The organism is Pseudarthrobacter sp. NPDC059871, assembly GCF_042731175.1.
Lineage (GTDB): Bacteria > Actinomycetota > Actinomycetes > Actinomycetales > Micrococcaceae > Arthrobacter.
Genome location: NZ_JBHWJV010000019.1, coordinates 1 through 11950, shown reverse-complemented (window position 1 = coordinate 11950; position 11950 = coordinate 1). Strand labels below are relative to the sequence as shown.

11 protein-coding genes are annotated in these 11950 nt (G+C 65.6%); 4 read left to right on the top strand and 7 right to left on the bottom strand.

The genetic code is table 11. The features are described 5' to 3' along the window. Position 1: 1 nt before the first annotated feature. From gcl to ACFV4R_RS19820, 3 genes are all read right to left on the bottom strand, one after another. Complete coding sequence (gene gcl / locus ACFV4R_RS19830) at positions 2-1792, bottom strand: glyoxylate carboligase (RefSeq protein ID WP_377204266.1); 1791 nt, start codon at positions 1790-1792, stop codon at positions 2-4. A gap of 174 nt (positions 1793-1966) precedes the next feature. Then, positions 1967-2884, bottom strand: a complete 918-nt coding sequence (locus ACFV4R_RS19825; protein ID WP_377204267.1) for a 2-hydroxy-3-oxopropionate reductase — start codon at positions 2882-2884, stop codon at positions 1967-1969. Between the two features lie 68 nt (positions 2885-2952). After that, positions 2953-3753, bottom strand: a complete 801-nt coding sequence (locus ACFV4R_RS19820; RefSeq protein WP_377204268.1) for a hydroxypyruvate isomerase family protein — start codon at positions 3751-3753, stop codon at positions 2953-2955. 284 nt (positions 3754-4037) lie between these two features. On the opposite strand from ACFV4R_RS19820, the gene ACFV4R_RS19815 reads away from it, so the two are divergent. Continuing rightward, positions 4038-5093, top strand: a complete 1056-nt coding sequence (locus ACFV4R_RS19815) for a DUF808 domain-containing protein (RefSeq protein WP_377204269.1) — start codon at positions 4038-4040, stop codon at positions 5091-5093. A gap of 105 nt (positions 5094-5198) precedes the next feature. Here ACFV4R_RS19815 and ACFV4R_RS19810 read toward each other — a convergent pair whose 3' ends face one another. Continuing rightward, positions 5199-6488, bottom strand: a complete 1290-nt coding sequence (locus ACFV4R_RS19810) for an MFS transporter (protein WP_377204323.1) — start codon at positions 6486-6488, stop codon at positions 5199-5201. A 73-nt stretch (positions 6489-6561) separates the two neighbouring features. Next, positions 6562-7806: a M20 family metallopeptidase gene (locus tag ACFV4R_RS19805; protein WP_377204324.1), complete on the bottom strand. Its 1245-nt coding sequence runs from the start codon at positions 7804-7806 to the stop codon at positions 6562-6564. 139 nt (positions 7807-7945) lie between these two features. Between ACFV4R_RS19805 and ACFV4R_RS19800 the strand changes: the two genes are divergently transcribed. Further along, positions 7946-8968 (top strand): Lrp/AsnC family transcriptional regulator, encoded by a 1023-nt coding sequence (locus ACFV4R_RS19800; protein ID WP_377204325.1) that lies wholly within the window; start codon positions 7946-7948, stop codon positions 8966-8968. Positions 8969-9047: 79 nt separating this feature from the next. Here ACFV4R_RS19800 and ACFV4R_RS19795 read toward each other — a convergent pair whose 3' ends face one another. After that, positions 9048-9584: a hypothetical protein gene (locus tag ACFV4R_RS19795; protein WP_377204326.1), complete on the bottom strand. Its 537-nt coding sequence runs from the start codon at positions 9582-9584 to the stop codon at positions 9048-9050. Between the two features lie 455 nt (positions 9585-10039). On the opposite strand from ACFV4R_RS19795, the gene ACFV4R_RS19790 reads away from it, so the two are divergent. Together ACFV4R_RS19790 and ACFV4R_RS19785 are read left to right on the top strand one after the other, a co-directional pair. Beyond that, positions 10040-10438: a cupin domain-containing protein gene (locus ACFV4R_RS19790; RefSeq protein ID WP_377204327.1), complete on the top strand. Its 399-nt coding sequence runs from the start codon at positions 10040-10042 to the stop codon at positions 10436-10438. A 98-nt stretch (positions 10439-10536) separates the two neighbouring features. Further along, positions 10537-11427 carry a Rieske 2Fe-2S domain-containing protein gene (locus tag ACFV4R_RS19785; protein WP_377204328.1) on the top strand — a complete coding sequence of 297 codons (891 nt, stop codon included), beginning with the start codon at positions 10537-10539 and terminating at the stop codon, positions 11425-11427. 174 nt (positions 11428-11601) lie between these two features. Here ACFV4R_RS19785 and ACFV4R_RS19780 read toward each other — a convergent pair. Then, on the bottom strand, positions 11602-11950 hold a 349-nt coding region (locus tag ACFV4R_RS19780), incomplete at its 5' end, for an HNH endonuclease signature motif containing protein (RefSeq protein ID WP_377204329.1).

The following is an 11950-nucleotide window of genomic DNA, read 5'->3' as shown; positions in this document are numbered from 1 at the left end:
GTTACGCCTGCAGTTCCAGGATGGCGGTGGGGGCGTCAGCGGCGGACTCGGCCAGTTCCTCGAACTCGTTGACGGCGTTGATTTCCACGCCCATGGAGATGTTGGTGACCTTTTCCAGGATCACTTCCACCACCACGGGAACCTGGAACTCGCCCATCAGGGCCTTGGCCTTGTCGAACGCGGCGCCCAGGTCGTTAGGGTCCTCCACGCGGACGGCCTTACAGCCCAGGCCTTCGGCCACCTTCAGGTGGTCCACGCCGTAGCCGCGGGTCTCCTCGGACAGGTGCGAGCTGTTGATGTTCTCGAACGCCAGGGAGACGTTCTGCTCCATCTTGAAGCCGCGCTGGGACTGGCGGATCAGGCCCAGGTAGGAGTTGTTCACCACCACGTGGATGTACGGCAGGTTGAACTGCGCGCCCACGGCCAGTTCCTCGATCATGAACTGGAAGTCGTAGTCGCCGGAGAGCGCCACCACGGTCTGGTCCGGGTTGGAGCGGGCGACGCCGAGGGCTGCCGGGGCGGTCCAGCCCAGGGGGCCTGCCTGGCCGGCGTTGATCCACTTGCGCGGGCCGAAGACGTGCAGCATCTGTGCGCCGGCGATCTGGGACAGGCCGATGGTGGACACGTAGGTGGTATCGCGGCCGAAGGACTTGTTCATCTCCTCGTACACGCGCTGCGGCTTGATGGGGATGTTCTCGAAGTGGGTCTTGCGGTGCAGCGAGGCCTTGCGGTCCTGGCATTCGGCAACCCAGGCGCTGTAGTCCGGCAGGGAACCGGCAGCAGCCCGTTCCTTGGCGAGCTCAACCAGCCCTGCCAGCGCCGCGCCGGCGTCGGACGCGATGCCCAGGTCCGGCGAGAAGACGCGGCCGATCTGTGTGGGCTCGATGTCGATGTGCACGAACGTGCGGCCGGCCGTGTAGGTCTCCAGGCCGCCGGTGTGGCGGTTGGCCCAGCGGTTGCCGATGCCGATCACGAAGTCGCTCTGCAGGTAGTTCTCATTGCCGTAGCGGTGGCTGGTCTGCAGGCCCACCATGCCGGCCATGAGCTGGTGGTCGTCCGGGATGGTGCCCCAGCCCATCAGGGTGGGGATGACGGGAACGTTGAGGGTCTCTGCCAGCTCCACCAGTTGCTCGGAGGCGCCGGCGTTGATGATGCCGCCGCCGGCAACGATCAGCGGGTGCTTGGCGGCGAGCAGCATGTCCAGGGCTTTTTCCAGCTGCTTGCGGGAGGCCTTGGGCTTTTCGACGGGCAGGGGCTCGTACGTGTCGATGTCGAACTCGATCTCCGCCATCTGCACGTCGATGGGCAGGTCCAGCAGCACGGGGCCGGGGCGGCCGGAGCGCATCAGCTGGAACGCCTTCTGGAACGCGCCGGGCACTTGGCCGGGTTCCAGGATGGTCATGGCCATCTTGGTGACGGGCTTGGCGATGGACTCGATGTCCACGGCCTGGAAGTCTTCCTTGTGCAGCTTGGCCACCGGAGCCTGGCCGGTGATGCAGAGCATGGGGATGGAGTCTGCCCAGGCGGCGTACAGGCCGGTGATCATGTCGGTGCCGGCGGGGCCGGAGGTGCCGATGCAGATGCCGATGTTGCCGTCCTTGGCCCGGCTGAAACCGTCGGCCATGTGGCTGGCGCCTTCAACGTGGCGGGCCAGCGTGTGGCGGATTCCGCCGTGGGCGCGCATTGCGGAGTAGAAGGGGTTGATGGCGGCGCCTGGCAGGCCGAACGCCTCGATGGCGCCTTCCTTTTCCAGGATGGCCACCGCTGCATCAACGGTACGCATCTTGCTCATGGTGTGCTCCTTGTTGTGCCCTGTGGAGGGGGAAGTCTGGGTTTTTTTGGGTGTGCTGAGGGAAGGCCCGGCGATCGCGGGGCGCTTTGGGGAGGGCCGCCGTCGTAATGGACGACGGCAGCCGGCGTGTCCGTGTCGAAGTGCCCCGTTTGGCGGGGCTGCTTCAGGCCTGGGTTACTTGCGGCCGCTCAGCTGGAGGACCTGCTTGAAGAGTCCGGAGTGGTCCAGTGCGCCGTCACCTTGGTTGACGGTGGCGGCGACGAGCTGTGCGACGACGGCGCCGAGGGGGACGGCGACGTTTGCTTCGCGGGCGGCGGCGGTGACGATGCCCAGGTCCTTGTGGTGGAGGGCGAGGCGGAAGCCGGGGTCAAAGTTGCGGTCCAGCATCTTCTGGCCCTTCTGGTCCAGGACCTTGGAACCGGCCAGGCCGCCGCCGAGGACCTTGAGGGCGGCGTCGGTGTCCACGCCGTAGGCCTCAAGGAAAGCGATAGCCTCGCCGAGAACCTCGATGTTGACGGCCACGATCAGCTGGTTTGCAGCCTTGACGGTCTGGCCGGAGCCCGAGGGGCCCACGTGGACGATGGTCTTGCCGACGGCGTTCAGGACGTCCTGGGCGTCGTCGAAGTCTGCCTTCTCGCCGCCCACCATGATGGAGAGCACGGCGTCGATGGCGCCCTGTTCGCCGCCGGAGACCGGGGCGTCGAGGGGGCGGAGGCCGGCTTCGCGGGCGTCGTCGGAGAGGCGCTTGGCGACGTCGGGGCGGATGCTGGAGGCGTCGATCCATAGCGTGCCCTGCTTGGCGTTGGCGAAGACGCCGTCCTTGCCGCTGACCACGCCCTCAACATCGGGGGAATCCGGCACCATGGTGATGACGACGTCGGCGTCCTTGACGGCGTCCGCGATGCTCGAGGCGCCCTGGCCGCCCTCGGAGACCAGCTTGTCGATCTTGTCCTGGCTGCGGTTGAACCCAGTGACCGTGTGGCCGGCCTTGACCAGGTTGATGGCCATGGGCAGGCCCATGATTCCGAGTCCGATGACTGCAACGTTGCTCATGATGGTTCCTTTACTTGAAGTCTGTGCGTAATTTCCCAACTGGGTAGCACGAAGTGCCCTTTTGGGGACTCAAAACGGCACGTAGTGCTACCTGGTTGGGTGTGGGACTAGCGGGAGGCGTGTTCGCGGATGGCCCAGCTGAAGGCCGTTTCCTGCGGTTCCTTGTATTCGAGGCCGATGTAGCCGTCGTAGCCGAGTTCGCGGCTGCGGGCGATCCATTCGCCCAGCGGGAGTGTGCCGGTGCCGGGTGCGCCGCGGCCGGGGTTGTCCGCGATCTGGATGTGGCCGAAGTCCTTGGCGTGGTTTTCGATGACGGCTTCGACGTCGTCGCCGTTGACGGCCAGGTGGTAGAAGTCGGCGAGGAGCTTGATGTTTCCGACGCCGGCCTCCGCCTTGACGCGGGCGATGACCTTGAGTGCGTCGTCGGCGGTGAGGAGCGGGTACCTGGGTGCGCCGCTGACGGGTTCGAGGAGGACAGTGCCGCCGATGCGGGCCACGCCTTCAGCTGCGGCCGCGAGGTTCCGGACGGCGAGCTCGTCCTGCTCTTCAGGGGTGAATTCGTCCTGCCGGTTGCCGTAGAGGGCGTTGAAGGCGGTGCAGCCGAGGCGCTCGCCGATGCCGGCCACCACGTCGATGTTGTCCTTGAACTCGGAGCAGCGTCCCTTCCAGGAGACCAGGCCGCGGTCACCGCCGGGCATGTTGCCGGCGTTGAAGTTCAGGCCGGTGAGCTGCACACCCGCGTCCTTGATGGCGTTCTCGAACGTGGCGATCTCGCTGTCTGCTGGGACTGAGGTCTCGAAGGGCCACCAGAACTCGACGGCGTCGAAGCCTGCCGCCTTGGCCGCCGCGGGGCGCTCGAGCAGGGGCAGTTCCGTGAGGAGGATGGAGCAGTTCACTGTGTACGTCATCGTAGGTCCTTCCGAGGGAGGGGCTTTGATCTATCTTCCCTTGCTTGCGGTGCGGGCTGCCGTTCCCGGCCCTTCGCGTATTCCGCTTTGTGGAATTTAGATTCTGCTTTATGAAAAGTGTAGGGAAGGGTGGGGCATGGAGTCAAGGGGGCGGGAGGGTGTGGGGATCCGGGCGGCAGCATGTCCGGGGGCGCACCAACATATACTCCGAACATGCCAACAACGCGCCTTGTTCGAGACATCCCAGTGACGCCGTCAGCCCCCACGCGATCCGGGGCGGAGCTGTGAGCGGCGGCCTCGTCGCCCTGCTCGACGACATTGCGGCCCTGGCGCGTATCGCAGCAGCCTCGGTGGACGACGTCGCAGCCGGGGCAGCCAAGGCCGGTGCGAAGGCGGCGGGCGTGGTCATCGACGACGCCGCAGTCACCCCCCAGTACGTATCCGGGGCCGACCCGTCCCGCGAGCTGCCGATGATCAAGAAGATCTTCTGGGGGTCGCTGCGCAACAAGCTCCTGATCATCCTGCCCGCGCTGCTCCTGATCAGTGCCTTTGTCCCGTGGACCATTCCGTTCATCCTGATGCTCGGCGGCACCTACCTCTGCTACGAGGGGGCGGAGAAGGTGTGGCACAAGCTCCGCGGCCACCACTCCGCGGACGAAGATTCGCCTGCCGTTGACCGGGGCCCCGAAGCGGAATCCAAGGTGGTCAAGGGTGCCATCACCACCGACTTCATCCTGTCCTGCGAGATCATGGTGATCGCCATGAATGAGGTCCCCGATGCCTCCCTGTGGGTGCGGGCGCTCATCCTGGTGGTGGTCGCGGTTGTCATCACCGTGGCCGTGTACGGCGCCGTGGCGCTCATCGTCAAAATGGACGACGTCGGCATGCACCTTGCCGCGAAGGATTCTGCGGGCTCCCAGCGCTTCGGCGAGCTCCTGGTCCGGGGGATGCCCGCAGTGCTCGGCGCCATCACCTTCATCGGAACCATCGCCATGCTCTGGGTGGGCGGCCACATCATGCTGCAGGGAACGCACGATCTCGGCTGGCACACCCTGTACGACCTGGTCCATGCCCTCGAGCACCCGTTCGCCGGCATTGCGGTGGTGGGCGGCTTCCTTGCATGGCTGGTGAACACGCTGTGCTCCGCAGTGCTGGGAGTCATCTGGGGCACCATCGTGATGGCAGTTGTGACGCCGCTGCTCAAGGCGCTGCCGTCCAACAAGGCCAAGGCGAAAGCAGGCCACGGTCACGGCCGGCAAGCAGACAGTGCCACGACGGACGGCAACCACGCCGCCGCAGCCCAGCCGCCGGCGAAGAACGACGGCGGAACGGCCTCCTAGCCGCCTGTGCACCGCTGCGGGTGTGAATGACAAGAGAACAACGACGGCGGGCTCCGCACCAGATCAGGTGCGGAGCCCGCCGTCGTCCGTGAAGCCTGCGCGGCCCTAGTGCGTGAGGTCCTTGCCCTTCGTCTCCGGGATGCTGAAGACGAACGCGGCGCTGATGACCAGCAGCACCACTGCGTAGACGTTGAACACCTGCGGCGCCCCGAGCGAGGTACCCAGCCACTGCTGGAGGTAGGGGGCAGTGCCGCCGAACACTGCCACGCAGATGGAGTACGGAACGCCGACGCCAACCGTGCGGATCGACGTCGGGAACAGCTCGGCGTACACGGCGGGAACGATCGCGGCGCTCGCGGCGATGAAGACCAGCATGACGGACATCGATACTGCCAGCTGCCACGCGGAATCCTTCAGCAGCCAGGTCATCGGGAAGTGGAACACGGCCGAGCCGATGGCGCCGGCCCACAGCACCTTCTTGCGGCCGATGCGGTCCGAGAGCTTGCCCCAGAAGGGGAGGGCGGCAATGAACACGATGTTGGCAACCACGCCGGCCCACAGGGCTTCACCGCGGTCGATCTTCAGTGCGGTGGTGGCGTAACTCGGTGCCACGACGCCCCAAATGTAGTAGATCACCGTGAGCCCGACGGTCAGCCCGATCACCTGCAGGGCCTGCTTGCGGTACTGGACAACCTGCGGCCAGATCGGGGCCCGCTTCTGGGTCTTCGACTCGCCTTCAAACGCCTCGGTTTCGTGCAGCCGTGACCGCATGATCAGCGCGTACAGGCCCATCGCGGCGCCCAGCAGGAACGGGATCCGCCAGCCCCAGGCATTCATGGCTTCGGCGGTCATCGTCATATTCAGGACCGCGCCCAGCAGGGTGCCAAACAGGATACCTACGGTCCCCGAGGTGTAGATGAGCGTGGCCCAGAATCCACGGTGTTCCTTGGGCGCCATCTCGGACAGGTATGTCTGCGACGACGGAAGCTCGCCGCCGTGCGCCAGGCCCTGGACCAGCCGGGCCACCAGCAGCATGAGGGACGCCCAGGCGCCGACGGCTGCGAAGGTGGGAGCGATGCCGATCATCAGGCTGCCCAGCGAGGCGAGGCCGACGGCGAGGGTCATGGACGCTTTGCGGCCCACCCTGTCGCCGATCCAGCCGAAGAGGAAGCCGCCGAACGGGCGGGCCACGAAGCCGACGGCGAAGATCGCCAGGGTGGACAGCACGGCAGACGCCGGGTCCTGCTTGCTGAACAACTGGCTGGCGATGAACGGGGTGAAGGTGGCGTAGATGGCCCAGTCGTACCATTCGACGGCGTTGCCGATGCCTGTGCCGACGACGGTCTTGGCGGTGGACATGCGTCCAGTCTGCTGCTTGGTTACTGCAATGGACATGGTGGCTTCCTGGTGGTCGGTTCGGATGGTGGTGCCGGGCAGCGGCGCTGCTGCCGGCGGTGAGTCTTGCTGGCTATGACGCTGCGGAGAGGGTGGCCAGCCGGGAGATCGCGAGCTGGGCGTAGAGCGCTGCTCCATCAGCCAGCACGCCGTCGTCGAACGTGGCGTAGGGGGAGTGGTTGAACGGTGAGGTGGCGTGGTCGGCGCCCGGGGCGACGGCGCTGAGGCCAATGAACGTGCCCGGCACCTCGGCCAGCACTCGGGAGAAGTCCTCGGAACCGCTGAGCGGAGTGGCCCACCGGGCCAGCCGGCGCTCGCCGAAGAGGTTGCCGATGACCTTTTCGGCGGTATGCGTCTCGTCCTCGTTGGTGATGGTGAGCGGGTACTCCTGCAGGTAGTCGACGGCGACCTCCACCCCGTGTGCGGCGGCGATCCCCTGGAGCAGGCGTGGCACTGCCTCCATCATTTTCACGCGGGACGCTTCGGAGAACGTCCGGATGGTGGCCTCGATGCGGGCCGACTCCGGGATGACGTTCCGCTTGGTGCCGGCATGCAGCACGCCCACGGACAGGACCACGGGATCGAACATGTTGAACTGCCGGGTGACCATCACCTGCAGTGCGGTGACCATCTCTGCTGCCACGGTTACGGGGTCCTTGGCCGAGTGCGGTGCCGAACCGTGGCCGCCGGCGCCCAGCACCGTGACCTCAAGCCCGTCCGAGGCGCTGAGCATGACGCCCGGCTTGGTGCAGAACGTGCCGTGCGGCTCCAGCGACGAGAACACGTGCATGCCGTAGGCCGCCTGGACGCGGGGGCCGGCGGCGTCCAGGACGCCTTCGCGGAGCATGTAGCTGGCGCCGTCGAAGCCTTCCTCGCCGGGCTGGAACATGAGGACGACGTCGCCAGCCAGTTGGTGCTGCTTCTCGGCCAGGAGGGTGGCTGCTCCGGCCAGCATGGACGTGTGCAGGTCATGGCCGCAGGCGTGCATGGCGCCGTCGGCCTGGGAGGTGAAGTCCACCCCGGTCTTCTCCTGAACGGGGAGGCCGTCCATGTCCGCGCGGAGCAGGACCGCCGGCCGCTGCGCGGCGGGCTCCTGCGGACCGCCGTTTTCGCCGCGGCCGGCTCCTCCGCGCAGCACCGCTGTGACCGACGTCGTGTCATTGCCCAAGGTGATTTCGAAAGGCAGGCCGTCCAACGCCTTGAGGACCTTCTCCTGGGTGCGGGGAAGGTGGAGCCCGATTTCCGGTTGCCGGTGCAGGTCATGGCGCAGGCGGACCAGGTCTTCCTGCAGGTCCTTGGCATCGGTGGTCATCGTCATTCCAGCTCCTCGGTGTCGGTCAGTCCTTCTCGTCGACTATTCTGGAGTGTCGTGGTTCACATTCCCGTTGAGCGCAGGAAATATGCTGCTTGACCTGGTTTTCCCCACGATTCATGCATAACGAAAAGGAAGCAATGCCATGGAGCTCAGCGAGGAGGATCTTGCCCTGATCCAGGTCCTGCAGACCTCACCGAGGTTGGGCTGGGCTGATGCGGCCAAAGTACTGGACGTTCACGCCACCACCCTCGCGGCCCGGTGGGAGCGGCTGAAGTCCAGTGGTACCGCCTGGGTGACGGCCCACCTGGCGGGGGATCCGCAGCAGATGCTCCTGGCATTCGTGGCTGTGGACTGCGAGATGAACCAGCGGGAAGCCGTAACCGCTCAACTCACGGCCATCCCGGAGATCGTCACCGTCGAGGAGGCCGCGAGTCATCGGGACCTCATGCTGACAGTGATCACCAAAACGCTTGAGGAGTTCAGCGAGAAGGTGGTGGCCCGGCTCAAGGCAATCGACGGGCTGACCAAGTACCAGACCGCACTGTGCACCCGGCTGCACAGCAGCGGTGACGCCTGGCGGCTCAACATTCTCGACAAATCACAGCAGGCCACGCTGCGGACGCTCGGAAACCAGGCCGCATCCGGCGGCAGCCCTGCCGCGGCCCAGCTTCCTGCCAGCCACCTGGATCTGTTGCCCTACTTGGCGCGGGACGGCAGGGCCACCGCGGCAGACATTGCCCGCGGCCTGGGCCGCCAGCCTGCCACGGTACAGCGGCAGCTCAACCGGGTGCTGGGGAGCGGCATACTGCTGTTCCGCTGCGAGGTGGCCCAGGGGCTGTCCTCCTACCCCGTGACCTGCCAGTGGTTCGCCAATGTGCCGGCAGGCCGGCACGAGGAGGCAGCCGCAGCGATCCGCACCATCAGCAACGTCCGGCTCAGTGCCTCCACCACCGGGCCCACGAACTTTGTGATCATCATGTGGCTGCATTCCCTGGCCGACGTCATGACGGCGGAACTGACCCTGCAGCAGAAAGTACCCGGCATCGACCTCGTGGAAAGCGTGGTCATGCTCAGCACCGTCAAACGCGTGGGCTGGCTACTGAACCGGGATACGACGGCGAGTGGCGCCGTCGTCCATGCCGGAGGCCTGGAGATGGCCGGCTGAGATGCGTTACCCGGCGGGCCCGGACGCAGAAGGGAGCCAAGGGCTTGGCCCCTGGCTCCCCAGGTGGACAGGGTTTGAATCAGTCGTGCGAGTTGACGCCCGTTAGCGTCCCGCTTCTCATCCATCCTGACCATTCAAGCCGGCCATTGCGGTCGTCTACAGCGAACCTGATCTCGTGGTACACCTCTTCGGGGCCGCGGCGGTCAAGCTTGCGGCTCACGCGGTCGTACCTGTCAACGATCTCGTAGCGGTCGCCGCGGTGCACGTAGTAGGTGAATTCGTCATACTTGCCATCGTGCAGCTTTGTATCGCGGCCACGATCCTTTTCATACCGCTTCTGCTGGATGTGGACGAGCTTCCTTCCGTCGCCACACCTCACGCTGACCGGGAAGTTCACCCAATCACCGCGGGCGTCTTTCGGGGTAATGGGTCTGACCGTACATCCACGGTCGGAAGGACGGTCGTAGGCGGAAGCCGGCCCGGCCACTGCAGCGGTGCCGCCAAGGAGACTCAGGGTGAGAGCTGGAACCAGCGCCATTTTCGCCCCGATGGACCGGGTTTTGAGTGTTGGAGTGATTGACATTTTCTTGCTCCTGGAAAGGATGCGTTTTCCCATTTGTGCAGGGTGCGAGTTTCCCTGCGAAGGCAGCGCTGAGCGCGCGACCGGGCAAGTCGCGATTGACCAGTGTGGCGGCCGCAGCCTGCCTGTCCCATTTCAAACAGCACGCCCGACTGAGCGGGGGGGCTTGACTCCCCGGAGTTCGTGTTCCGGTCATTAAATCGTGGACCCGAACACGGTCTTATTCCATATGCCGAAGTACCTTTTTGGCGGGTTTTCGCGACGCGTTCCGGATCTGCGCGGGGTGCCGCACGTGCCGCGAATCTACCATTGACTTCAGGTCCGGCAGGGCTACGGTTAGAGGTAAACCAGCTGTCTGGTTCAACGGGTGTGCGCCGGGGGCGCAGGCGCATGCGGCAACAGGTCTCGCTTCACAAACCGCTTCATCGGTATCCGATTTATGGTCCGCTCCACAGCGGGCTTCCCTGCACTGACCCACAGAATGTGTTCCGGTGACCGCTAATTTCATCAGAGCTTTGGCAGTGAAATCCCTCGATCTTCCGGACCGGAAGCGCTGCCCGGACAAGGCCGAGTTCGACCTTGTCACGGTTGACGACTACACCGTGGCCCGCCTGATCCTCGCCCCTGGCTGGCGCTGGTCGGAATCCGCCAAGCCCGCGGAGCTGACGGCCTTCTGCGAACATCACCACCTGGGGTACTGCATCTCAGGCCGTCTGGATATCGAAACGGCCGACGGCGGGAGCTCGTCAATCCACGCGCACGATACCTACGCGCTACCTCCCGGGCATGACGAATGGGTGGTGGGCGACGAGCCGTTCGTTGCCGTCGAATTCCTTGGCGCTGCATCCTTCGGGCGGCCGCGAAGCTACGGGATGCATGCGCTGATGTAGCTCTACTTTGGCCGCGAACAGCCCTATTGGACGGCAGGGTTCCCCGCTATGCTCTGGATGCATCGACTGCATACGAGTTTTCGGGGTAAGGGAGTTCCATGAAACCGCTGCCTGCACTTGAGCTAGTCACCCGCTTTGAGGACGCCGAATGGCTTGATCCAGTGGCCAAGAGCGTGCGTAAAGCAGTCAAGAAAATCATCCCGCCCGGCTGGATGCGCGACGTCCTGCACGGCGTCCCCGTGGGACACCCCGTGCATCCGTTGGCCGTTCAGGTCCCCATGGGCGCGTGGATTTCGGCCGCAGTGCTCGATGCCGTTCCCGGGACCGAGCAGGCGGCCAAGATCCTGGTGGGTGTGGGTGCCCTGAGCGCTGTCCCATCGGCCGTGGCTGGATTCACGGACTGGACGCAGTTGCATCCCCAGCAGCAGCGGGTGGGGTTGGTCCATGCGGCCGCCAACATCGCGGCCACCGGCCTGTACTCGGCATCGTTGCTCCAACGGGCCAGGGGCAGCCACGCGAGCGGCAAGGTGCTGGCCTACCTGGGCCTCGCCGTGGTGAGCGGCGGAGGCTTCCTGGGCGGCCATCTGACGTATCGGCAGGCAGCCGGCGTGAACCACAGCGAAGAGATTCCGCACCGGTTCCCGTCGGGCTGGCATGCCTTGGCGCCGCTTGCGGAATTGCCCGACGGAAAGCTGGATAAGCGCGTGGTTGCCGGGCTGAACCTGCTCGTCTTCCGCGAAGGAGACAACGTCAGCGTGCTGTCCGATGTCTGCAGCCACCTCTCCGGCCCCCTGCATGAGGGCAAGATCAAGAGCTCCAACCTGGCGGACGACGGCGGCCCCTGCGTCGTCTGCCCCTGGCACCGGAGCACGTTCTCCCTTCGGACCGGCGAAGTTGTAGCGGGTCCCGCCACGGCGAAGCAGCCGCGGTTCGACACCCGCATCACGGACGGCATTGTGGAGGTCAGCCTTCCCGGCGCCGATGGGTAGTAGCTACCTGTCGACGGATCACGCCTCCTGGCGGGTCACGGCTGCTGACGGGTACGAACTGCCGACAAATCTCGACTGCCCACGCACCACGCCTTCTGTCTGGCTGTGGCTGGTGACGTGTCACGCAGCAATGCCTGTTGGGTGAGCCGAACGCTCACTCGCGACTGCACGGATTCAAGCGGCGAGGTAGGCCGTGAGTAAGCGTTCGAGCGGGCTCAGTTCGTCCGGCTGAACGCTTGCCGGCACGGCAGGGTGTCCGGCGGTTACGTTGTCTCCGGTCATGGCCCGCTCCTGTTCGAGTTCGAGGAGTGCGGGTGGCCAGTGTGGTGGTTGGGGGTCGGGGTGTTGTGCTGGGTAGTGGCGGCCTGTGGGTGAGGTCCAGCCGGGTGCTTCGGTTTCGGTGGCGGGTGTGGGGGTCCAGCCGCTGCTGTGCTTGAGCCGGTGATGCTTCGGACAGAGCTGGGCCAGGTTGCTGACTCCTGTTGTCCCGTGGTGCTGCCAGGCGGTGAGGTGGTCGGTGTCG

Bases quoted from the DNA above. Each gene is read 5' to 3' on its own strand.
- ACFV4R_RS19800 (WP_377204325.1), top strand. From the start codon at position 7,946: ATGGAGCTCAGCGAGGAGGATCTTGCCCTGATCCAGGTCCTGCAGACC.
- ACFV4R_RS19810 (WP_377204323.1), bottom strand. From the start codon at position 6,488: ATGTCCATTGCAGTAACCAAGCAGCAGACTGGACGCATGTCCACCGCC.
- ACFV4R_RS19820 (WP_377204268.1), bottom strand. From the start codon at position 3,753: ATGACGTACACAGTGAACTGCTCCATCCTCCTCACGGAACTGCCCCTG.
- ACFV4R_RS19795 (WP_377204326.1), bottom strand. From the start codon at position 9,584: ATGGGAAAACGCATCCTTTCCAGGAGCAAGAAAATGTCAATCACTCCA.
- ACFV4R_RS19805 (WP_377204324.1), bottom strand. From the start codon at position 7,806: ATGACGATGACCACCGATGCCAAGGACCTGCAGGAAGACCTGGTCCGC.
- gcl (WP_377204266.1), bottom strand. From the start codon at position 1,792: ATGAGCAAGATGCGTACCGTTGATGCAGCGGTGGCCATCCTGGAAAAG.
- ACFV4R_RS19785 (WP_377204328.1), top strand. From the start codon at position 10,537: ATGAAACCGCTGCCTGCACTTGAGCTAGTCACCCGCTTTGAGGACGCC.